Here is a 23,507-nt window from a genome sequence, read left to right as displayed (position 1 = left end):
CCGATATTATTCAACAGCCTTTTTAGTTGTTTTCTTAGCAGCAGGCTTTTTGGCAGAGGCCTTGGCCTTTGCCGGTTTTTCAGCGGCAGATTTAGCTGTAGCCTTGCTCTCTTTCTTTTCCGCAGCCTTTATCTTCTCCAGTTTGGTCTGCGCTTTCGCCAATTCCTTGTGAAGTTCCTCTATCTCGGTACCTTGGTTCTGGATGGTGGTCAGCAATGCATTCAGTTCTTCATTATCTATATCCACCGGATAGAGAGAATCTACACGTTTGATAAAGTCACCAAGAATATTCATATAATTGGTGAAAGCATCGAAAGGAGATTCATAAATGCCACGGTTCAAACCGACACCGCTTTGCTTGGTAGTCATGAAACGGAAGTTGTTACTTGCCTGCAGATAATCCCAGTCTTGCTTGATACGGCGGTCATCACAGAGATGGACACGTTCGGCAACACTATACAGCTTGTTGAATGCTTCACGCTGCATCACATTACCCAGCCAGCAGCTGGTATCTCTTTCTTCGTCCACCCAAGACATCGGGTATGGAACGTCCAACTGGGAAACAGATTTCAGTTTGGTAACGATTTCCGTCGGTGTAGAGAAAGTAATTCCCTTTTCTTTAGCACAATACGGCAATGCCTTCAGGAATTCCAGAATATTGGAAGACAACGGCTGTGCCATACCCAGAGCAGAAAGTTCCATAAAGATATTGATAACCTGCTCTTCTTGCGGCAAAGCATCAATCCAACTGATATATTTGTCGGCAAACAAAGGATACTCGCTCCACTCAGAGTTGGAGAAACGCAGGCTGATGTCGTCAGACAACTTAAAGTCACGCAACAGCAACTTCAAGTTAGGATTCATAGAACAGTGATATACATAGTGCGGACTCTTCCACCCCAGCACATGCTTGGCTCCTTCCGTCAGCATACCCTTGAATCCCAGAGCTGCCACCATCGCACCAATCTCGTCATTATAAATCAGGCTGGAATTACGGAATACCTTCGGCGCCTTACCGAACATTTGCTTCATCTTGGCACTCTGCCGCATCACTTCTTCCTTGAAACAATCTTCGTTGGCCAAAGAAGAAAGACCATGAGAATAAGGTTCAGCCAGGAACTCGCAACAGCCCGTTTCGCTGAGCTGACGCAGCAGGTCTATAACAGCCGGCGCATGTATCTCCAATTGCTCCAATGCCACGCCGGAGATGGAGAAAGCCACTTTAAACGCACCTCCGGAATTCTTCACCAATTCAATCAAGGTGTTCAATGCCGGGATATAAGAGCGTTCGGCTACATCATTGATACTGGTTTCATTGGCATAATCATCGTAGTAATAATGATCGGTACCGATATCAAAGAAACGGTAACGTTTCAGATGAATAATTTGATGTATTTCAAAATAAAGACAGATAGTTCTCATTTCTATTATTGTTTTTGTTATTTACCATAGTTTCTTAACACATCCTCGTAGAGGGCGCGGATTCTCAAGCCTACTTTTTCCCACGTAATTCCATCCACTTCCTTCTTGCCCTCTTCCTGCAGATATCGGAAGAGAGCGGGATTGGTGCAGAGGGAATAAATGGCATCTGCCATTGCATGAATGTCCCAATAATCGGTCTTGATGACCTTATCAAGGATTTCACCGCATCCCGACTGTTTGGAAATGATGGAAGGGGTTCCACACTGCATGGCTTCCAATGGAGCGATACCGAAAGGCTCAGAAACGGAAGGCATAACGAATACATCACTGTTCTTGTAAACCTCATATACCTGCTTTCCCTTCATGAAGCCCGGGAAATGAAAGCGGTCGGCAATACCCCGTTCGGCTGCCAGATTAATCATAGCATTCATCATATCGCCCGAACCGGCCATTACGAAACGAATGTTACGCGCACGTTTCAACACGAGTGCAGCAGCTTCCACAAAGTATTCGGGCCCCTTCTGCATCGTGATACGTCCCAAGAAGGTAACCACCTTCTCCTTGGTATGTTCGGGACGAGGTATATCCTGATATTCCTGCGAAAGCGGATATACAGCATTGTGCATTGCAAACACTTTGTTAGGGTTCTGGTGATACTGCTCAATCACCGTGCGGCGGGTCAGCTCGGACACACACATGATGCAGTCGGCATAATCCATACCGTTCTTCTCCATAGAATAGACGGTAGGATTGACTTTTCCACGCGAGCGGTCAAAGTCCGTAGCATGTACATGGATGCAAAGCGGCTTTCCGCTCACCATCTTGGCATGTACTCCGGCAGGATACGTCAGCCAGTCGTGGGCATGAATAATATCAAATTCCTGCTGGCGAGCCACTACTCCGGCAATCACCGAGAAGTTGTTTATCTCTTCGTGCAGGTTGCCGGGATAACCGCCAGCAAAATCCATGCAGCCTATGTCATTGACGTGCATATAAGAGAAATCCGAATAGATATGGTCGCGGAAAGAATAATAATCTTCCGGTGTCATGTTGCGCGTCAGCCTCGACTTCAAATAATTGTAATCGACATCACGCCACACGATGGGCACCTGGTTCATGCCCACTATCTTCAAGAAATCCTCTTCTTCACCTGTCGGCTTGGGCATGCAGAAAGTAGTTTCCACATCACCCTGCAAACTTAATCCCTTAGTTATTCCATAAGAAGCAACCGCAAGACCACCATATATTTTGGGAGGGAATTCCCATCCAAACATTAAAACTTTCATCTTCGTTCCTCCTTTTATAAATTATATTTAGACAATAACTTCAAGATACGCAGGATTTCTGCCGTATTCATGGCAAATGACACTGCCCCTCTTCCTACAAACGGAGGATTACCATCGAAGAGTTCGGGCAATGCGCCAATACAGTGGGAAGTCATTTCATCTTCCATACCGATAAGGTATCTTTCTACAAACGACACGCCACTCACTTTATAGATGCGCAGATATGCTTCCATGTAGAAACCCATCAGCCACGGCCATGCCGTACCCTGATGATAGGCATAATCCCTTTGCATCTGGGGACCTACATAATTCGGATTGTATCCGCCACTCTTGGGGCTCAGAGTACGCAAGCCCTTCGGAGTCAACAGTTCTTTCGTCACAATATCGAGCACCTGCTTCTTCTGCGACCTATCCAAAGGAGAATAGTCAAAGGCAACGGTAAATATCATGTTGGGGCGTACGCTCCAATCCATCATATAACCATCCACATAGTCGAACAGATAACCATACTCATTGCGGAAAACGTTTACGAAAGACTTTCCGGTTATTTCCGCCTGAGCGTCCAGAGTATCGGCAAGAATTTCATTGCCTCCCTCCCGAACCATATCGGCCACAAAACGCAGGGCATTGTACCACAGGGCATTCACTTCCACGATGTAGCCCGTACGCGGAATAACCGGACGGCCATTGGCGGTGGAATTCATCCAGGTAACCGCTTTTTCGGTGCCATTGGTATACAACAGTCCGTTTTCGTGCAGGAAGAGATTGTCGTGCCTGCGTTCACGGATATAGTCAACAATCTCCTCGAGAAGATTACCGTACATCTGCCGGCAATTTTCACGCGAAGTCTCCTTGGCATACTGCTGCAAAGCCCAGACAGCCCACAGCAGCACGTCCGGATGCTCCATCTCGTATATCTTGTAGGAGAAAGGTTCTCCATTGATAAACTCACGGATGGCCTTTTCGGCTGTCTTCATCACGTCTTCAAATTCATCTTGCTCGCCTAAGGCCAAAGTAAGCCCCGGCAAGGAGATGAACAAGTCACGAGCACGACACTTGAACCAGGGATAGCCTGCAAGCACATAATGCTCCTCTCCCTGCTTGTTGTGGAACTGGTGCGCCGAATTTTTCAGACAGTGGTAGAAACTGTCACGCGGAGTGCGGTCGGCCACCTCAGACTCAAACGTCTGCTTCAACTTACGGGGAGAAATCTCGGAGATACCGGCGGAGAAGACCACGCTTTCACCTTTCTTTATATCCACTTCAAAATATCCCGGCACATAAAGGTCTTCGTTGAAGTCATATCCGCGTTCCTGTTCTTTAGAATACTCGATACCACGATACCAGTCAGGCTGAAAGTGGAACTCATTCTTTTTGTTGAGCTGCATGAACAACTCAGGATAACCGGGATACATGCAAGTTTTAATGCCATTCTCCACCAACTGGTAGTCGCGGCTTGCCTGCGCATTTTCGTGCGTGTACTCGCGCACACTGCGGAATGCCAGGAAAGGGCGGAATCTGAGTGTGGTTGCCGAATGGGCATCGACCAAGGTATAACGAATCAGAATCCGATTTTCATGATGTACGAAAATCTTTTCCTTACGAAGGATGACGCCTCCTACACGATAAGTAGTTGTCGGGATGTTTTCACAGTCGAACTCTCGGATGTACTTGTGTCCGTTGGGACTGAAGTGGTTTCCTTGATACTTATGTAACCCCAAGTTGAACTCCGCACCGTGCTGAATTACAGTTTCATCCAAAGAAGACAGCAGCACATGGTTTTCATCATCGAGATTGGGGACTGGTATCACCAACAGACCGTGATATTTGCGTGTGTTACAATCTACAATTGTTGTACAATGATAGGCTCCTGATCTATTCGTCCGCAAGATCTCCCTTGGCAAAGATTCTTGCAGATTAATCATCAGGGTCTTGTCAAATCGTAAATAACTCATAGTTGTGCATTATTTAAAGGTTAATTATTTCGGTATATGCGCTACAAGCCATGTAGCGATGCCCAAAAATACGAATTAAAGCTTATAGCCAAAATAAAAAGTCAGTTTTTTTTCGGTTTTCGTCAAATATTCCGTAGTATTGTACAAAAATAGCAATCAACGTACGAAATATGAAGCATGACATACAGAAAATGGCATTGGCAGCGGTTATACCTCTATTCCTGCTATTCATTTTATACATTTTGAAGTTTTTGGAGATAGGCATGGATTGGAACTTCACGCAACTGGGAGTATATCCGATGGAACAGCGGGGCATGTTCGGAATTTTCGCACACCCACTGGTACACAGCAGTTTCAAGCATCTGTTCGCCAATACGATTCCACTTTTTTTCCTGATGTGGTGCCTGTTCTATTTCTACCGCCACATAGCCCCCTACATCTTTTTTGCCATTTGGATAGGATGCGGTACGCTTACCTTTCTTATAGGGAAACCGGGATGGCATATCGGAGCCAGCGGCATCATATACGGACTGGCATTCTTTCTGTTCTTCAGCGGCATACTGCGCAGGCACGTACCGCTCACCGCCATTTCATTGCTGGTAACGTTTCTATATGGCGGCCTGGTATGGAACATGTTCCCTCAGTTTGCCAAGACGACCACTTCCTGGGAAGGGCACCTCAGTGGAGCCATAGCAGGCACGTTGTGTGCCATAGGCTTTATGGGATACGGTCCCCAACGGCCTGACCCGTTTGCCGGAGAGGAAGACGAGGAAGACGATGAGGAAGATAAGGAAGACAATGAGGATAAGGAAGACAATGAGGATAAGGAAGACAATGAGGATAAGGAAGACAATGAGGATAAGGAAGACAATGAGGATGAGGACGATAGGAAGGAAGAGAAAAAGAACGAGGATTCGTCTACAAGGATTGAATAGCACGTTTAAGAAACAATAAAAAAACAAAAAGAGGGGTAAAGAGTTTACAGTACACCTTGATAATGTCTATTTTTGTTTCAAAACAAGAAGAAAAAGCATTATGAATACAATGTTTGATACATTATTGCAACTGCCACTCTTTCAAGGACTCGCACAAGAAGACTTTACCAATATCCTGGGAAAAGTAAAACTGGACTTTACGAAGCACAAGGCAGGCGAAGTCATTGTGAAAGCAGGCGACACATGCAGTCAACTGATATTTGTATTGAAGGGTGAAGTTTCCTCATACACATCATCTGCGGATGCATCATACAATTTCACGGAATATTATCAGGCACCCTACGTCATAGAGCCGCAATCTTTGTTCGGAATGAACACCTCCTACGTTTCAACCCACACAGCTCAGACAGAAACCCACACCGTAAGCATCAGCAAGGCTTTCGCCATGAGCGAATTGTTCAGATACGACATATTCCGCCTGAATTACATGAATATCATCAGCAACCGCGCCCAAAGCCTGAACAACCGTCTTTGGGCGAAAACCGCCGACAACCTTGAAAAACGTATCGGCAACTTTATCCTGACACATACCGAACGTCCGTCGGGCAGGAAAATACTGAAAATTAAAATGGAAGAATTGGCCCAGGTAGTCAATGATACCCGCATGGGAGTATCGAGAGCGTTGAACGACATGCAGGGGAAAGGCCTGCTCGAACTGCGCAGAGGCGAGATAATGATTCCCGACGCAGAAAAGCTCTTATAGCCACCTGAGCCGGGGTTTACTACAGCACCTTGTCTATCGCTTTCTTTATCAAGGTTTCCATCACTTTATATCCTTCCAAAGTGGGGTGTACCCCGTCTTTGGTATACGAGGGGTTCAAAGCGTTATTACCGCCTTCCACTTCTACCATCTCACTGTAATAGTCGACATAAGGAATCTTGTTTTCCCGGGCATACTTCCGGATTCTGGCATTCAACTGCATTATCTTTTGAGGAGCATCCTTGACAGAAGGGTTCCAGCCAAAGGCAGCAGCAGGCAGCACAGAGGTCAAAATCACCTTTATCTTATTGGTCCGTGCCAACTCTACCATAGACACTATATTTCCAAAAGTGTATTCTTCATTATAAGCGCCTGCATTTTCCGCTACGTCATTGGTACCTGCGTTTATCACGACCAGCGCCGGAGCAAGCTTGATGACATCTTCGCGAAAACGGAGCAGAAAATGAGAAGAGGTCTGCCCGCTTATGCCACGGCCCACATAACCGTTGTCCTCAAAGAAAGCGGCATCGTTTGCCACCCATCCTTCCGTGATGGAGTTTCCCATAAAAACCACCCGGTTCTTTTGCTTTCCCTTTCGCAGCAATTCCTTGTTTGCCTCTGCATAGCGTTTCAAATTTCCCCAATCCTGCTTTTGTGCGTCAGAGGCTACCCAGGGGAAGCACAAAAAGACAGCAATCATACATAAAAGTTTCATCGTTCTATTCATTATTATTCTATTTATAAAAAACGGGGATGTGTCAAAACACCAAAAATATGAAAATCACCCCTGTCACAGATATCTGTAGCAAGGATGATTTTGTTAAAAAGAAGGTTTTGACACACCCTCAACACTATCATTGGTCAATCTCACTCCCACTCTATTGTGCTGGGTGGTTTTGAAGAGATGTCGTATGTGACGCGGTTCACACCTTTCACCTTATTTATAATGTCGTTGGACACCTTGCCCAAGAATTCATAGGGCAAATGCGCCCAGTCGGCTGTCATGGCATCGGTGGAAGTGACGGCACGCAAGGCCACTGCACGTTCGTAGGTACGTTCGTCGCCCATGACGCCCACACTCTGTACGGGCAGAAGAATGACACCAGCCTGCCACACCTGATGGTAGAGCGATGTCTCGTTGCCGTCGGCATCCTCCACTTTCCAGTCGCGCAAGCCCTGGATGAAAATATCGTCGGCTTCCTGCAAAGTATGCACCTTCTCCGGTGTTATATCCCCCAGGATACGGACAGCCAGTCCCGGACCAGGAAAAGGATGACGGGTAATCAGATGTTCGGGCATTCCCAATTCGCGTCCCACGCGGCGTACTTCGTCCTTGAACAGCCACTGCAACGGTTCGCACAGACGGAGGTTCATCTCCTCGGGCAGACCGCCCACGTTGTGATGGCTCTTGATGGTCTTACCCGTAATGTTCAGACTCTCGATACGGTCGGGATAAATGGTGCCTTGTGCCAACCAGCGGGCATCGGTTATCTTGTGCGCTTCGGCATCGAAGACTTCGACAAAATCGCGGCCGATGATTTTACGCTTCTGCTCAGGCTCGGTCACTCCCTCCAGATCCTTGAAGAACTTCTCGCTGGCATCCACGCCAATCACGTTCAGCCCTAAGCACTCGTAGTCGTTCATCACATTCTTGAACTCATTCTTACGAAGCAGCCCGTGGTCTACGAAGATGCAGGTCAGGTTCTTGCCGATGGCACGATGCAGCAACACGGCGGCTACCGAAGAATCAACACCGCCACTCAGTCCCAGAATAACGCGGTCGTTGCCAAGCTGCTCCTTCAGTTCGGCCACAGTGGTATCTACAAACGATGCAGCGCTCCAGCTCTGGCTGCAACCGCAAACGTCTACCACGAAGTTACGCAGCATCTGCGTACCATCCTCGCTATGGAATACTTCCGGATGGAACTGCACTCCCCACATGTCTTCACCTTCTGCCTGGTAGGCGGCAATCGCCACCTTATCCGTAGAAGCTATAGGCTTAAAGTTATCGGGAATGGCGGTAATCGTGTCTCCGTGGCTCATCCACACCTGTGTATTCTTCCTTACCCCTTTAAAAAGGACGTTCTCCGAATCGAACGAGCCGAGATGGGCACGCCCATACTCGCGGGTACCGGCTGGTTCCACCCGTCCGCCGTTGCTGTAAGAGATGAACTGTGCACCGTAGCAGATACCCAGGATGGGGTATTTCCCGCGAATCCCGCTCAAATCTACCTTGAATGCACTCTCATCATAAACAGAAAAGGGGCTACCCGAAAGGATAACTCCTTTTACACTCTCATCTCCGTATGGAAACTTGTTGTAAGGCACAATCTCGCAATAGACATTCAATTCGCGCAACCGACGGCCGATGAGCTGCGTGGTTTGCGAGCCGAAATCAAGAATAATAATCTTCTCTTGCATATAAATCCGTATAGACTTTAATAAATGATTTGCAAAAGTAGAAAAAAGTAAGGGAATATCTCGTAAAATCTGCGATTTATTTCCCGAACTCCACCAATTCCACGCCTTCACCCAACACACGGCGATAACCGTCCGCTTGCTTGCTCCGCTCGGGAATGAACTGCACACGCACTGCCCGCACCTGCTCTACACTTACCTCTTCGGGGCTGTCCACCCCTTTTCCGGCACAACTCAGTTTGTAGTAGAACGACCCCAGACCGTCCAGATGCACACTGCGCCCGTTTTCGAGATAGAACGCCATCACTTCGGGCATGGCACGGATAACGGCATGCACATCAGCCGGGGTTACCGTGCATTTGCGACTGATGGCTTCGCCCAATTCTTGCGTATTCACAGGATGCTTCAACACACACGCACGAGGAAACCATTTGAATTTTCCCGCTATTTTGGCACGGCTTTTCTTAAAGAACATAATTTTTTCGTTATTTGAGATTCATACAAGCCGGAAGTCAGGCCGGCCATCCCGCAGGAAGAAGATTGATTGAAAGCCTTACAATGCTTTATTAAAAGGCTTTCAATTACATATTAAAAGGCTTTCAATCATCATTCACTCCTATACTCTGCATCTCTCCGTCCAAGAGGCAGGCGCACAGAGCCACAATCACTTCCGTTCTTTCAGCAAGTCACGGATTTCGGTCAGCAGCACCTCTTCCCTGCTCGGTGCTGGAGGAGCCGGAGGAGCGGCAGGTGCCTCTTCTTTCTTCTTTTCAGTCAGCTTGGTCAGCAACTTGATGAACATGAAAATGGAGAAGGCAATGATCAGAAAATCAAAAGTTACCTGAAGGAAGTTACCATAATTCAACGTAACAGCAGCAACCACTTCTTTTCCATCTTCCAAAACAGCCGGTTTCAGCACCCACTTTAAATCCGTAAAGTTGACACCGCCCACCAGCAATCCGATAGGAGGCATAATCACATCTGCCACAATGGAAGAGACAATTTTTCCGAATGCCCCACCGATAATCACGCCGACAGCCATATCTATCACATTGCCCTTCATGGCAAAAGCCTTAAATTCCTGTAAAAACGAACATTTTCCCATCTTTTCAATTATTTAATTATGATTTTGGTTACGAATATAAAAACATTTTCTTACTTTTGCACCGCAAATCTGGAAGAAATGCAATTTATAGACGAAAGTTTATTTTTAAACATTATAAAACCCTTAAAAGTTTAAACAAAATGATTAAAGTAGGTATTAATGGATTCGGACGTATCGGACGTTTCGTTTTCCGCGCTGCAATGAAGAGAAACGATATTCAGATCGTAGGTATCAACGACCTTTGCCCGGTAGATTACTTGGCTTACATGCTGAAGTATGATACTATGCACGGCCAATTCGACGGTACTATCGAAGCAGATGTTGAAAACAGCAAATTAATCGTTAACGGCCAGGCTATCCGCATCACTGCAGAAAGAAACCCGGCTGACTTGAAATGGAACGAAGTAGAGGCAGAATATGTTGTAGAATCTACAGGTTTGTTCCTGAGCAAAGACAAAGCACAAGCTCACATCGAAGCTGGCGCAAAATATGTTGTAATGTCTGCTCCTTCTAAGGATGACACTCCGATGTTCGTTTGCGGTGTTAACGAAAAGACTTACGTTAAGGGTACTCAATTCGTATCTAACGCTTCTTGTACTACCAACTGCTTGGCTCCTATCGCTAAGGTATTGAACGACAAATGGGGTATCACTGACGGTTTGATGACTACCGTTCACTCTACAACTGCTACTCAAAAGACAGTTGACGGTCCTTCTATGAAAGACTGGAGAGGTGGTCGTGCTGCTTCCGGCAACATTATCCCGTCTTCTACCGGTGCTGCCAAGGCTGTAGGTAAAGTTATTCCGGCATTGAACGGCAAGCTGACCGGTATGTCTATGCGTGTTCCGACTTTGGACGTATCTGTAGTTGACTTGACAGTTAACTTGGCTAAGCCCGCTACTTATGCTGAAATCTGCGCTGCCATGAAGGAAGCTTCTGAAGGCGAATTGAAAGGTGTTCTGGGTTACACTGAAGATGCAGTTGTTTCTTCTGACTTCTTGGGTGACACTCGTACTTCTATCTTCGACGCTAAGGCTGGTATCGCTTTGACTGATACTTTCGTTAAGGTTGTATCTTGGTATGATAACGAAATCGGTTATTCTAACAAGGTTCTCGACCTGATTGCTCATATGGCATCGGTTAACTGCTAATATACAGTTAGAAAATAATAAAAAACAGGCGGCTTCTATGAAGTCGCCTGTTTTTTTTGCAACTTTGCAGGAAGTTCGAGCTTTATTGATAAAAGTAATCATGAAAAAACTTATATTCACTTTAATTTCGTTCTGCATCATGACAAGTTGTACAACCGACCAGAAAAATCCTTTTTTCGAGACGTACTCCACACTACACGGGGCCGTTCCGTTCGATAAGATAGAAATCACCCACTTTGAGCCGGCAATCCGCGAAGGCATCCGCAGGCAACAGGCAGAAATCGATGCCATCACCGGCAATCCCGAAGCTCCGACCTTTGCCAACACCATATTGGCATACGAGAAGTCCGGTGATATGCTCCAGCGTGCCGGCACCGTGTTCGGCAACCTGCTTAGCGCGGAGACCAACGACGAATTGCAGGAGCTTGCACGCAAGATGATGCCGCTGATGAGCCAGCACGAAAACAACATCAGCCTGGACGAGAAGCTGTTTGCCCGTATCAAGACCGTCTACGAACAGCAAGACAAGGAAGGGCTGAACTCCGAACAGAAGAAACTGCTGGAGAACATCTACAACGGGTTTGTGCGCAGCGGTGCCAACCTCAAGGGCGAGGCAAAAGACAAATACCGCGCCTTGAGCCAGGAGCTCAGCCTGCTCACCTTGCAATTCAGCGAGAATGCGCTGAAGGAGACGAACGACTACCAACTGGTGATTACGGACTCCACCCAACTTTCCGGCCTGCCGGAAAGCGCCATAGAAGCCGCTGCAGAGACAGCCGGAGAAAAAGGCGTCGAAGGCTGGGTATTCACCTTGCAGGCTCCCAGCTATGGCCCTTTCCTGACGTATGCGGACAACCGTGACCTGCGTCATGAGCTGTATATGGCCTATAATACGAAATGTACGCACAACAATGCCAGCAACAACCTGGAAATCGTAAAAAAACTGGCCAATGTCCGTATGGAGATTGCCCAACTCTTAGGGTATGACAACTTTGCCGAATACAACCTACAGGAGCGCATGGCACAGAACAGTGAGTCCGTGTATAAGCTGCTGGACCAACTGCTGGAGGCTTACACGCCTACCGCCAAACAAGAATATGCCGAAGTGCAAGCCCTGGCACGCCGGACGGAAGGAGAAGACTTCGCCCTGATGCCGTGGGACTGGGCGTACTATTCTCATAAACTGAAGGACCGGAAGTTCAATATTGACGATGAGCTGCTCCGCCCTTACTTTGAGCTGGGCAACGTGAAGAACGGTGTGTTCGGTCTTGCCACCAAGCTGTACGGCATTACCTTTAAGAAGAATCCGGATATTCCCGTCTATCATAAGGATGTGGATGCTTACGAGGTATTCGACAAAGACGGGAAATTCCTAGCCGTGTTCTATGCCGACTTCCACCCCCGGGCAGGCAAGCGCTCGGGAGCCTGGATGACCAGCTACAAGGAACAGTGGATTGACGAAAAAACCGGCGAGAACAGCCGTCCCCACATATCCATCGTGATGAACTTCACCAAACCGACACAGGGCAAGCCTGCTTTGCTGACCTTCGACGAAGTAGAAACCTTCCTGCACGAATTTGGACACAGCCTGCATGGTATGTTTGCCAATTCCACCTACGGAAGCCTGAGCGGAACCAACGTATATTGGGACTTTGTAGAACTCCCCTCCCAATTCATGGAGAACTTCGCCATCGAAAAGGAATTCCTCCATACGTTTGCCCGCCATTATCAGACCGGAGAGCTGATACCGGACGAACTGGTACAGCGCATCGTGGATTCATCCAACTTCAACGCGGCATACGCCTGCCTCCGCCAGGTAAGTTTCGGCTTGCTCGATATGGCCTGGTACACACGCAATACCCCGTTTGAAGGTGACGTGAAAGCCTATGAAAAGAAGGCTTGGGAAAAAGCACAGATTCTGCCTTCTGTGGCAGAAGCCTGCATGAGCACACAATTCTCCCATATCTTTGCCGGAGGATATTCTGCCGGATATTATAGTTACAAGTGGGCAGAGGTGCTGGATGCAGATGCTTTCTCGCTATTCAAGCAGACGGGCATCTTCAACCCGGAGACCGCCGCCTCCTTCCGCGAGAACATCCTTTCCAAAGGCGGAACGGAGCATCCGATGGCTCTCTATAAACGCTTCCGTGGACAAGAGCCTACAATCGACGCATTATTAATCAGAAATGGAATAAAGAAATGAAAAAACTTATAAGGAACATCAGTTGTATGCTGCTCGTGCTTTCGTTGCTTCCCCTGCTAAGCAGTTGCGACAACGAGGACGATGTTATCGGGATATTCACAGGGAAGACGTGGAAGCTCAGCCGGCTCACCAATAAGGACAGTAACAGACAGTTCTATTCAGGTTTATGGCAGGATGAAAAGGCCGAGAGAAAAAGCAGAGAAGCACTTAAGACAGAAGGCAACTTCACTCTAAACTTTGAAGGTACCGAACTGGATGGAGAATTGATGGGCACCAGCGTCAACGGACAAGGCATCAACTCAAGCGTCAACGGAACCTGGAGTGTCGATGGAAAATCGCAATCATTGAACTTCAACCTAAAAATCAGCGGCTCTGCAGAGAGCGATGCACTGGCCAAGGCATTCATCTCCGGACTGCAAAACGTGTACAAGTATGAAGGGGATGCCAATTCACTGACCCTCTATTTTAAAGACGGACCGACAACCAGAATCATGGGATTCACCCCGCAACAATAAAACATAAATATAATGGACGATTCTACAAAAGACAAACAAGAAGCATTGGACAAGCGTTATATACGTATGGCAAGCATTTGGGCTGAAAATTCGTATTGCAAACGCCGCCAGGTCGGTGCACTGATTGTAAAAGACAAGATGATTATCTCTGACGGCTACAACGGTACCCCTTCCGGCTTTGAGAATGTGTGTGAAGAGGAGAACAACGTAACCAAACCATACGTGCTCCATGCCGAAGCAAACGCCATAACCAAAATAGCCCGTTCGAACAACAGTAGTAACGGTGCTACCATGTACGTCACTGCCTCCCCCTGCATAGAATGCGCCAAACTGATTATCCAAGCAGGCATCAAGCGAGTGGTCTACTCCGAAAAATACCGCCTGGAGGATGGTGTCGAACTTTTGAAACGAGCAGGCATCGAGGTGGTGTTTATTTCAATGGATAATGGAAAGTTAAAATCGGAGGCTGCTTGTGCATCCGAACAGTAAATTGTAAATAGTCTAATAGTAAATAAACATCATGAGTACAAAAAACACATCCCGCTTTATGCCGCTTATCATCGCAATCAGTGTAGTAGCGGGAATTCTTATCGGAACGTTTTACGCCAGGCATTTTGCCGGTAACAAACTGGGAATCATCAATAGCTCGTCCAACAAGCTGAATGCTTTGCTGCGTGTTATTGACGACCAGTATGTGGATACCGTCAACATGACCGATCTGGTAGAAAAGGCCATGCCGCAGATATTGGCGGAACTTGACCCCCACTCCACCTACATCCCCGCACAGAAACTGGAAGAGGTCAATTCCGAACTTGAAGGCAGTTTCAGCGGTATAGGTATCCAGTTCACCATTCAAGAAGACACGATACACGTGAACAGCGTGATTCCCGGCGGACCGTCCGAGAAAGTGGGTCTGATGGCAGGCGACCGCATTGTGATGGTCAACGACAGCCTATTTGCAGGCAAAGGCCTGACAAATGAAAAGGCCATGCGCAATCTGAAAGGTCCGAAAGGCAGTCAGGTGAAGTTGGGTGTCAAGCGTGCCACGGAAAAGGAATTGCTCGAATTCACCATTACACGCGGCGACATCCCGCAAAACACCATTGATGCAGCCTATATGGTCGACGATGACTACGGATATATACAAATCAGCAAATTCGGACGTACCACGCATGTAGAACTGTTGAATGCAATAGCACAACTGAGTCATGAGAAGTGCAAAGGACTGATTATCGACCTGCGCGACAATACCGGAGGCTACATGGAAGCAGCCACGCGCATGGTGAACGAATTCTTGCCGGAAGGAAAATTGATAGTATATACCCATGGCCGCAAATACCCCCGCATGGAGGAATATGCCAACGGCACCGGCAGTTGCCAAAAACTGCCGCTGGTAGTATTGGTAAACGAAAGTTCTGCTTCGGCCAGCGAAATCTTTGCAGGCGCCATTCAGGACAATGACCGCGGAACCATTGTAGGACGCCGTTCCTTCGGCAAAGGACTCGTACAGCAGCCCATCGACTTCAGTGACGGTTCCGCCATCCGCCTGACCATTGCCCGCTATTACACTCCATCGGGCCGTTGCATCCAGCGTCCTTACGAAAACGGCAAGGACAGCAAATACGAAATGGACTGGATTACCCGTTACGAACACGGCGAATTCTTCTCCAAAGACAGTATCAAACTGGACGAAAAACTGCGTTACTCTACCGGCTTAGGTAGACCCGTATATGGAGGAGGAGGCATTATGCCAGACGTATTCGTTCCGCAAGACACTACCGGAGTATCTTCTTACCTGATAGAAGTAAGCAACAAGGGACTGATTCTGCAATTCAGCTTCCAGTATACCGATCGTAACCGCACGAAATTGAGTGAATACAACAATGAAGTGGATTTGTTGAAGTACCTTCGCCACCAAGGTGTTGTGGAACAGTTTGTACGTTTTGCAGACTCCAAGGGAGTAAAGCGGCGCAACCTGCTTATCCACAAGTCCTACAAGCTACTGGAAAGGAGCATTTACGGCAACATTATCTACAACATACTGGGGAGGGAGCAATACATCCGCTACATCAACCAGAGCGATGCTACCGTCAAGAAGGCACTAGATATTCTGGAACGTGGAGAGGCATTCCCAAAAGCCCCGGAAGCAACACCAATCATAGAGGATAAAAAAGATGATGGAAAAGAAAGAAGAACTGCGCAGGCAGATAGCTTTGTTGAAGACCCGACACAGCTCTTCCGCTATGCGTCAGTCTGCTGAAATACTTGCCGCCCTCGAGGCACACCCTACTTTCAGGGCGGCAAAAACCGTACTGCTTTACCACTCTCTCAAAGACGAAGTGGATACACACGAATTTATCCGGAAGTGGAACCGCAAAAAGCGGATACTGCTTCCGGTAGTTGCAGGTGACGACCTGGAACTGCGACTGTACACCAGACCTGAGGACTTGAAACCCGGTGCATACGGCATCAAAGAACCGACCGGCAAGTTATTTACCGACTATGCAGACATTGACTTCATTGTGGTTCCCGGCGTGGCATTCGACCGTAACGGCAACCGTCTTGGGCGCGGTAAAGGTTACTACGACCGGCTTCTGCCCCACATCCCATCAGCCTACAAAGCCGGCATCTGTTTCCCGTTTCAACTCGTAGAAGAAGTTCCTGCAGAACCATTTGACATACGCATGGATGAAATAATAACGCAATGAAAACCAATTATCATACACACACCACACGCTGCATGCATGCCACCGGAGATGACGAAGACTATGTGCTCAGTGCCATCAAAGGCGGTTACCGGATACTCGGTTTCTCAGACCATACTCCTTGGAAATACCGTACCGACTACGTAGCCGACATGCGGATGCTCCCCGAAGAGCTTCCCGGCTACGTGGAGAGCCTCAAGATGCTCCGTGGAAAATACCACGACCGGATAGACATCAGGATAGGACTTGAATGTGAATACTTCCCCCAACATATCCATTGGCTGAAAGAACAAATCAAGAAGTACCGGCTGGACTATATCATCTTCGGAAACCATCACTACCACACCGATGAAAAATTTCCCTATTTCGGCCATCATACGGACAGCCGCGATATGCTCGACCTTTACGAAGAAAGCGCCATCGAAGGTATGGAAAGCGGATTATTCTCTTGTCTTGCCCATCCGGACTTGTTCATGCGCTCCTATCCGAAGTTCGACCACCATTGCTCTACCATCAGCCGGCACATCTGCCGTACTGCTGCACGCCTAAATGTCCCGCTGGAATACAATATAGGCTATGTAGCCTACAATGAAGCGCACGGTTTATCCACATACCCATGCCCGGAGTTCTGGCGAATCGCTGCCAATGAAGGCTGTACAGCCATCATCGGACTGGATGCGCATGACAACAAGGATTTGGAAACTCCGGTGTATTATGACCGGGCAGTCCGGGAATTGAAAGAACTGAAGATTGAAAGAATAGATGAGCTGAGGATGCTGACAGACCGGTGATAATTTATCTGAATATGATATTTGTTATGACCTGCGCCCCCACATGACGGTTCAAGTTGCGCACCAACAACTCACGCCCCATCATCAGTTCTTGGCGCAGGGCAGCAGAAGCGAGGTGCACATAAAGCACCTGGTTCTTTATATAAAGTTCGCGGGTGTAGGAAGCAATGGTAGGCCCCAGCACTTCGGGCCACGCACTGATAAGCCGCCGTTCATTCAGCGGAGACTCCAGACTTTCCTGCCTGAGGTAATGACGGATAAGTTCACCTATCTGTTCGGCATTATTGCGCTTCATGCCTCTTCCTCCTTCATCTCGGCAACCGTTCCCTGCTCCACACGGAACATCTTATAATCACTGCCCACTTTATGCAGAATACAGTCCAGATGTTCACGGTTGGTATCTGTTATAAAAATCTGTCCAAAACTGTCGCTTGCCACCAACTTGATGATTTGCTCCACACGCGAGGCATCCAGCTTGTCAAAAATATCGTCCAGCAACAACAAGGGAACAGTAGTCCCGGTACGTTTCAGGAAATCAAACTGTGCCAGCTTCAACGCCACAAGATAAGTCTTGTTCTGTCCCTGCGACCCTTCACGCTTGATAGGGAAATCCCCCAGAAGCATATTCAGTTCGTCCTTGTGCACACCACGCAACGAATAACCCATAATCCGGTCGCGTACACGGCTTTCCTTCAGCACTTCCAGCAAAGAGACATCGCGGGCATGGGAATCATAACTCAATCCCACCTTCTCTCTATCCTGCGAAATGAATGAATAAAAAGACTGGAAAATAGGAATAAACTCACGGATAAAGGCCTCACGTTTGCGGAACACCACTTCGCCGGCTTGCGCCATCATCTCCTCCCAAACCAAAAAGAGTTCTTCTTCCACCGGCTGTTCACTCTTCAGCAAGGTATTCCGCTGCACCAGGGCTTTATTGTATCGTATCAAAGCTTCCAGATACTCTTTGTCGTACTGTGAGATGACTACATCCATAAAACGTCGGCGCTCATCACTACCTCCTGCTATCAACCCCGAATCGGCAGGAGAGACCATGACCAAAGGCAGAAAACCTATATGGTCAGACAAACGCGTATACTCTTTCTTGTTGCGCTTAAACTGCTTCTTCTGTCGTCTTTTCATGCCACAGTATATTTCCTCAGGGGTTCCGCCGGCAACCTCATAAAATCCTTGAATAACAAAGAAGTCGGCATCATGGCGGATATTCTGGGAATCAATGGGATTACCGGCACTTTTACAGAAAGACAAAAAATATACCGCATCCAGCAGATTCGTTTTCCCCATACCGTTCTGTCCGAAAAAACAGTTCAACTTGGGCGAGAATGAAAGCTCTGCCTGCTCCAAGTTCTTATAATTGAGTATAGATATACGCTTCAATATCATTATAACAACGATGAGTTCGGTTACAAAGATAATACAAAACCGAAAGCAGTACAAAATAAGCCTGCTTATTTTTAATACAGAGGTGAAGCCCGGCTCATTGAAAAGTAGAAATAATTCCAGTGTTTTCTGATACAAAACAAAAAAAGATGCCGCTAAATTTCGTTGATAGCTATAAAAAACTTACTTTTGCGGGTCGAAATAGATAAATAAGAATAATAACAAAAAGATTATATAAAAATGGCAGAACAAAAAAAGACGAATGAAGCCTTAAACGTGGAGGATGCACTGACACAATCGGAGGCCTTTTTCATTAAAAACAAAAAAGCAATCATCGGCGCTGTAGCAGCAGTAATCATCATCATTGCCGGCGTAGTGATGTACAAGAACCTTTATGCAGACCCCCGTGAAGAAAAAGCACAAGCAGCCCTATTTAAAGGACAAGAATACTTTGAGGCAGACGCTTATGCACAAGCACTGAACGGCGACAGCATCGGTTTTGCTGGATTTACAAAAGTTGCAGACGAATACAGCGGCACAAAAGCAGCCAATCTTGCAAAAGCCTATATGGGTCTCTGCTATGCACACCTCGGCAAATATGACGAGGCAGTGAAAGCATTGGACAGCTTTGACGGAGATGACCAAATGGTTGCTCCTGCCATGAAAGGTGCCATGGGTAACTGCTATGCGCAGCTCGGTCAACTGGACAAAGCCGCTTCTATGCTGCTGAAAGCCGCCAACGAAGCTGACAACAACTCACTCAGCCCCATCTACCTACTGCAAGCCGGAGAAATCTTGGTAAAGCAAGGTAAGTATGACGATGCAATCCAGGCGTATACCACTATCAAGGATAAATACTTCCGTTCATACCAGGCAATGGATATCGACAAGTATATCGAACAAGCCAAACTGCTGAAGAAGTAATATACCTTATTATAAAGACATCTTAGGCACGGATTACACGGAAAACACGGAAAATAGCCGTGAATCCGTGTAGTCCGTGCCTCTTTCTTCTCCCCTCTCTCTTCTATTTTCAATTATTAATTTTTAATTCTTAATTCCTTATTTATGGCAACAGCTTATCACAATCTTTCAGACTACGATTTCAGTTCTGTACCCAGCGCGGAAAAAATGAAATTCGGCATCGTTGTATCCGAGTGGAATTATAATATTACCGGTGCTCTCCTAAAAGGTGCTATAGACACCTTAAAAAGACATGGAGCCAAAGATGAAAATATCCTGGTAAAAACAGTACCTGGCAGTTTTGAACTGACTTTCGGTGCCAACCAACTTATCGAATACAGTGAAGTCGATGCAGTTATTGCAATTGGTTGTGTAATCAGAGGAGATACTCCACATTTTGATTATGTTTGCATGGGTGCTACCCAAGGAATCACCCAATTAAACGCAAGTGGCGATGTACCAGTAATTTACGGATTAATTACCACCAATACAATGGAGCAAGCAGAGGATCGCGCCGGTGGTAAGCTGGGCAATAAAGGAGACGAATGTGCAATTTCTGCAATAAAAATGATAGATTTTGCTTGGAGTTTACAAAAATAGTCGTATCTTTGCACCGCAATTGAGAAACAAACCTACTCAATGAGAGAATTGAAATAGAATCTTAAGTGCAAAGGGGCAAATACCAGAGTGGCCAAATGGGGCAGACTGTAAATCTGCTGGCTTACGCCTTCGGTGGTTCGAATCCATCTTTGCCCACAAAAATTGCGGAAGTAGCTCAGTTGATAGAGCATTAGCCTTCCAAGCTGAGGGTCGCGGGTTTGAGCCCCGTCTTCCGCTCTTCTGAAAATCAGATAGTTATCGCAAGATTTCTATCTGATTTTTGTTTTTAAAGGGTGCTGAATTTAGCGTGGTTTAACCGAGTGAGTTAAACCGAGAGTTAAACCAAAAATCAGTATGAACGCTACAATTTCAGTGGTATGTTACAAGTCAAAGACACTATCAAACGGTGAACACCCTTTAATGCTACGCATCTGTAAAGACGGCAAGAAAAAGTATCAGAGTTTAGGTCTATCCATCAAAGCTACCCTTTGGGACTTCATTAAAGAAAAGCCTAAGCCTAACTGCCCTAACAAAGAGTATATTCAAAAGATTATCTTGGATAAACAACGAGAACTTCAACAGCGAATGTTAGAGTTGAATGTCGAACAGAAAGAATATACCACTACTACCCTACTCAATAATGAGAATACCAAGTTTGAACTGAAAACTGTTAGTGAGTTCTATCACGAACTGATAGAGCAATACACACGTGAAGACAAATGCGGCAACCGCCTCATCTATAAAAGTTCTTTCAATTCGCTTAAAATGTTCACAAAAGGTAGGTTAGATATACCTTTCAGCGATATAGATACTTCTTGGCTTACCAAATATGAGAAATGGCTACGCTCCAAAGACAATAAAGAAACTACTATAAGCCTAATGTTTCGCACGCTCCGGAGTACATATAATAAAGCCATCAAAGCTAAGTGCGCCCGGAAGTCCGATTATCCGTTTGACGAATATAAAATCAACAAGTTCGACACCACTACTCAAAAGAGAGCCATTGCCAAAGCAGACGTACTGAAATTCACAACAGAAGTGCAGTCTATTGGAAAGCAACAGTATATGGAGTTGAGCAAAGACATATTCGTATTCAGCTATCTATGCGGTGGAATCAATTTCACAGACATAGCCAATCTAACACACGAGAATATTCAAAATGGCAGATTACACTATATTCGTCAAAAGACAAAAAAGCTAATCAAGATAGGAATACCGCAGGAAGCTATGCTGATAATCGAGAAATATTCAAAAGAGAGTAAAGGCTATCTGTTTCCGATTTTAGACAGTAAGATACATAAGACCGCCCTACAAAAACAGAATAGAATACATAAGATATTAGGAAAGGTCAATAAGAATCTAAAACTACTTGCCGCACAACTTGGAGTTGAAGCCAACTTGACAACCTATGTCGCCCGGCACTCATTCGCAAGCGTCCTAAAGAAATCGGGGGTAAACATTGCATTGATAAGTGAAGCATTGGGACATTCAGACTTAGCCACCACTCAAATATACTTGGATAGTTTCGATAATGAGCAAGTGGATGAAGCTATGAAGAATCTTCTTTAAATTAAATAATCCCACTCATAATAATTATGAGTGGGATTATTTTTATACCTTTATGGAAAATTTAAGAACTAATATATGGACACATCTAATCAAATATCTTATTTCAGTCTAATGGCAATAATTATCATTGGACTTCTTTTCTTATATTTAAAAACATATATAAGTCAAAAAGCCAAAAACAAAGCTTTAAGGAATGAGAACCTTACATTAACACAACAAATAGAAGATATAAAAAAGAGACACGAATTAGATATAGCAAAAAGAAAATACCAATACGAAAGCAAGAAAGAACAATACTTAAAGTTCTTTCAATTAATTGATTCCTTTACAGGAAAACAAAACCTTTCATGTATCAACAAAATGACTCCAATAATAACAGAGTTTTATGCTGGGTTTCTTGCTACAATAGATGATAAGACTGAACAAAATAAAGTATGTACAGTATATATGGAAAAAATACAAAATCTAATGAATGAGAATAATACAGAGCTAATGAAGGTAAAACAGGAAACCAATACTATAAGGTTAATCGCAAGTCAAGAGGTTATTGAATTGTTAAACTTAATGGAAAGGACTTACGATTATATGTTTGATACTTCCGCCCAAATTATAAACATGCTACCCAATAATATAATGAAAAACAATCAAATAGTTCTACAAAAGCATGTGGAAATTCTTACTGAAATATCACATTCTGCACTCAATATTAAAGAACATTTAATTCAGCAAATGCGCAACGACTTAAATAAAATATAGCATGGAAGAATATAAGTTTGAATCAATATACCAATTCATTAACATTGTTTATAAATCAGTAAAAAACGAAGTGGAATTATGGGGATATGATAAGGAGGAATTTATAAATAGTGTAAGAGCCTGTTTAAATTTTATTCAGCATTCTTTTAAGAGTTCTTTTTGAGGATGTTTTTCTGTTTTAATGAAGAGCATAGCGGGCTATGTGACGAATAGAAACAGAAAAACAGACCGGAAAGAAGCTTGGGAAGAAGCTGAAAAAACTTTTTGAAGAAAATTTAAACAGGCTCTAATCAAATTATGTAAGTTTGCAAACGAATAAAAAGTTCCCTTTCCATGAACAATATCATTCATAAAATCAGGCAGATTTACCCGGTTTCTGATGAGGCACTGCAGGCGCTTCTGACAAATATGCAAGTAAGGTACTACCCTAAAGGTACTTATATAGTACGAGCGGGAGTGACAGACCGACTGGTATATTTCATTGAGGAAGGAGTCACCCGTTCCGTATTTCATCACGACGGACAAGATACCACCACTTGGTTCAGCCAGGAAGGTGATGTAACCTTCGGAATGGATTCACTATATTATCAACAGCCGTCAATAGAAAGTATTGAGACTCTTTCGGACTGCAAAATCTATACTATCCACATAAACAAGTTAAACGCTCTCTACGCAACATATATCGATATAGCCAACTGGGGCAGAATATTGCATCAGAACGTAAACAAAGAGCTCAGTCACATGTTTGCGGAAAGACTCCAACTGCCTCCCAAAGAGCGGTACGAACAATTTAACCACCGTTACCCCGGACTGATAAACCGGGTGAAGCTAAAATATGTGGCAGCCTTTCTGGGTATTTCCATTTACACCCTCAGCCGGATACGCGCAAAAAAATAGAAACTCGTCGTTCTTTTTTTGCTTTTAAGCAAAAGAACTTCGTTTCGCATGGCGTATCTTTGGCATCCGAAAACA

23 protein-coding genes and 2 tRNA genes are annotated in these 23,507 nt (G+C 45.6%); 16 read left to right on the top strand and 9 right to left on the bottom strand.

Annotation, left to right across the window (positions count from 1 at the left end; all coding sequences use genetic code 11):
- Positions 1–6 precede the first annotated feature (6 nt).
- From M1B78_RS06470 to M1B78_RS06460, 3 genes are read right to left on the bottom strand one after another with little or no spacing between them, the layout of a single operon-like run.
- Entirely contained in the window at positions 7–1,422 is a 1,416-nt protein-coding gene (locus tag M1B78_RS06470) for a glycoside hydrolase family 57 protein (protein ID WP_257940210.1), read from the bottom strand.
- A 17-nt stretch (positions 1,423–1,439) separates the two neighbouring features.
- Positions 1,440–2,708, bottom strand: coding sequence for a glycosyltransferase family 4 protein (locus M1B78_RS06465; RefSeq protein WP_136010589.1), 1,269 nt, complete (start codon positions 2,706–2,708; stop codon positions 1,440–1,442).
- A 14-nt stretch (positions 2,709–2,722) separates the two neighbouring features.
- Positions 2,723–4,663: an amylo-alpha-1,6-glucosidase gene (locus M1B78_RS06460; RefSeq protein WP_257940209.1), complete on the bottom strand. Its 1,941-nt coding sequence runs from the start codon at positions 4,661–4,663 to the stop codon at positions 2,723–2,725.
- 170 nt (positions 4,664–4,833) lie between these two features.
- On the opposite strand from M1B78_RS06460, the gene M1B78_RS06455 reads away from it, so the two are divergent.
- The gene (locus tag M1B78_RS06455; protein ID WP_257940208.1) at positions 4,834–5,598 is read left to right on the top strand and encodes a rhomboid family intramembrane serine protease; all 765 of its coding nucleotides are present in this window, start codon (positions 4,834–4,836) and stop codon (positions 5,596–5,598) included.
- Positions 5,599–5,698: 100 nt separating this feature from the next.
- Positions 5,699–6,361, top strand: a complete 663-nt coding sequence (locus M1B78_RS06450) for a Crp/Fnr family transcriptional regulator (protein ID WP_257940207.1) — start codon at positions 5,699–5,701, stop codon at positions 6,359–6,361.
- A gap of 19 nt (positions 6,362–6,380) precedes the next feature.
- Here M1B78_RS06450 and M1B78_RS06445 read toward each other — a convergent pair whose 3' ends face one another.
- The 4 genes from M1B78_RS06445 to mscL all read right to left on the bottom strand — a co-directional run bounded on the left by M1B78_RS06445 (position 6,381) and on the right by mscL (position 9,881).
- Positions 6,381–7,073 carry an SGNH/GDSL hydrolase family protein gene (locus M1B78_RS06445; protein ID WP_136010585.1) on the bottom strand — a complete coding sequence of 231 codons (693 nt, stop codon included), beginning with the start codon at positions 7,071–7,073 and terminating at the stop codon, positions 6,381–6,383.
- Positions 7,074–7,225: 152 nt separating this feature from the next.
- A complete protein-coding gene (guaA, locus tag M1B78_RS06440; RefSeq protein WP_257931416.1) occupies positions 7,226–8,779 on the bottom strand; it encodes a glutamine-hydrolyzing GMP synthase in 1,554 nt (517 codons plus the stop codon).
- 76 nt (positions 8,780–8,855) lie between these two features.
- Entirely contained in the window at positions 8,856–9,251 is a 396-nt protein-coding gene (locus M1B78_RS06435) for an HU family DNA-binding protein (protein WP_136010583.1), read from the bottom strand.
- Between the two features lie 189 nt (positions 9,252–9,440).
- Positions 9,441–9,881, bottom strand: a complete 441-nt coding sequence (mscL, locus tag M1B78_RS06430; protein WP_136010582.1) for a large-conductance mechanosensitive channel protein MscL — start codon at positions 9,879–9,881, stop codon at positions 9,441–9,443.
- Positions 9,882–10,021: 140 nt separating this feature from the next.
- Between mscL and gap the strand changes: the two genes are divergently transcribed.
- The 7 genes from gap (at position 10,022) to M1B78_RS06395 (ending at position 17,246) form a co-directional block, all read left to right on the top strand.
- Positions 10,022–11,032 (top strand): type I glyceraldehyde-3-phosphate dehydrogenase, encoded by a 1,011-nt coding sequence (gene gap / locus M1B78_RS06425; RefSeq protein WP_005835458.1) that lies wholly within the window; start codon positions 10,022–10,024, stop codon positions 11,030–11,032.
- Positions 11,033–11,132: 100 nt separating this feature from the next.
- Positions 11,133–13,235, top strand: coding sequence for a M3 family metallopeptidase (locus tag M1B78_RS06420; protein WP_430732563.1), 2,103 nt, complete (start codon positions 11,133–11,135; stop codon positions 13,233–13,235).
- Positions 13,232–13,750, top strand: a complete 519-nt coding sequence (locus M1B78_RS06415) for a DUF4847 domain-containing protein (protein ID WP_257940206.1) — start codon at positions 13,232–13,234, stop codon at positions 13,748–13,750. The genes M1B78_RS06420 and M1B78_RS06415 overlap by 4 nt, the downstream gene beginning before the upstream one ends.
- A gap of 12 nt (positions 13,751–13,762) precedes the next feature.
- Complete coding sequence (locus tag M1B78_RS06410) at positions 13,763–14,239, top strand: deoxycytidylate deaminase (protein WP_136010580.1); 477 nt, start codon at positions 13,763–13,765, stop codon at positions 14,237–14,239.
- A gap of 31 nt (positions 14,240–14,270) precedes the next feature.
- Positions 14,271–16,010: a S41 family peptidase gene (locus M1B78_RS06405; RefSeq protein WP_136010579.1), complete on the top strand. Its 1,740-nt coding sequence runs from the start codon at positions 14,271–14,273 to the stop codon at positions 16,008–16,010.
- On the top strand, positions 15,928–16,458 hold the full coding sequence (locus M1B78_RS06400; RefSeq protein ID WP_257940222.1) for a 5-formyltetrahydrofolate cyclo-ligase: 531 nt from the start codon (positions 15,928–15,930) through the stop codon (positions 16,456–16,458). The genes M1B78_RS06405 and M1B78_RS06400 overlap by 83 nt, the downstream gene beginning before the upstream one ends.
- Entirely contained in the window at positions 16,455–17,246 is a 792-nt protein-coding gene (locus M1B78_RS06395) for a histidinol-phosphatase (RefSeq protein ID WP_176469047.1), read from the top strand. The genes M1B78_RS06400 and M1B78_RS06395 overlap by 4 nt, the downstream gene beginning before the upstream one ends.
- A 4-nt stretch (positions 17,247–17,250) precedes the next feature.
- On the opposite strand, the gene M1B78_RS06390 is transcribed toward M1B78_RS06395, so the two are convergent.
- Positions 17,251–17,541, bottom strand: coding sequence for a DUF721 domain-containing protein (locus M1B78_RS06390; protein ID WP_136010577.1), 291 nt, complete (start codon positions 17,539–17,541; stop codon positions 17,251–17,253).
- Positions 17,538–18,650 carry a DNA replication/repair protein RecF gene (gene recF / locus M1B78_RS06385; RefSeq protein ID WP_257940205.1) on the bottom strand — a complete coding sequence of 371 codons (1,113 nt, stop codon included), beginning with the start codon at positions 18,648–18,650 and terminating at the stop codon, positions 17,538–17,540. Before recF ends, M1B78_RS06390 begins: the two co-directional genes overlap by 4 nt.
- Positions 18,651–18,887: 237 nt before the next feature.
- On the opposite strand from recF, the gene M1B78_RS06380 reads away from it, so the two are divergent.
- From M1B78_RS06380 to M1B78_RS06350, 7 genes are all read left to right on the top strand, one after another.
- A complete protein-coding gene (locus M1B78_RS06380; RefSeq protein WP_136010575.1) occupies positions 18,888–19,571 on the top strand; it encodes a tetratricopeptide repeat protein in 684 nt (227 codons plus the stop codon).
- A 144-nt stretch (positions 19,572–19,715) separates the two neighbouring features.
- Complete coding sequence (gene ribH, locus M1B78_RS06375; RefSeq protein ID WP_136010574.1) at positions 19,716–20,210, top strand: 6,7-dimethyl-8-ribityllumazine synthase; 495 nt, start codon at positions 19,716–19,718, stop codon at positions 20,208–20,210.
- Between the two features lie 73 nt (positions 20,211–20,283).
- Positions 20,284–20,366: transfer RNA gene (locus tag M1B78_RS06370), tRNA-Tyr, on the top strand.
- 8 nt (positions 20,367–20,374) lie between these two features.
- Positions 20,375–20,447, top strand: a tRNA-Gly gene (locus tag M1B78_RS06365).
- 117 nt (positions 20,448–20,564) lie between these two features.
- Entirely contained in the window at positions 20,565–21,779 is a 1,215-nt protein-coding gene (locus tag M1B78_RS06360; protein WP_257931418.1) for a site-specific integrase, read from the top strand.
- 75 nt (positions 21,780–21,854) lie between these two features.
- A complete protein-coding gene (locus M1B78_RS06355) occupies positions 21,855–22,535 on the top strand; it encodes a hypothetical protein (protein WP_257931419.1) in 681 nt (226 codons plus the stop codon).
- A 333-nt stretch (positions 22,536–22,868) separates the two neighbouring features.
- The gene (locus tag M1B78_RS06350) at positions 22,869–23,432 is read left to right on the top strand and encodes a Crp/Fnr family transcriptional regulator (protein WP_257940204.1); all 564 of its coding nucleotides are present in this window, start codon (positions 22,869–22,871) and stop codon (positions 23,430–23,432) included.
- Positions 23,433–23,507: the final 75 nt, after the last annotated feature.

This window comes from Bacteroides muris (ex Fokt et al. 2023) (genome assembly GCF_024704895.1).
GTDB classification, from domain to species: domain Bacteria; phylum Bacteroidota; class Bacteroidia; order Bacteroidales; family Bacteroidaceae; genus Bacteroides; species Bacteroides muris.
The sequence above is the reverse complement of the archived record's forward strand: the minus strand, read 5'-3'. Positions and strand labels throughout refer to the sequence as shown.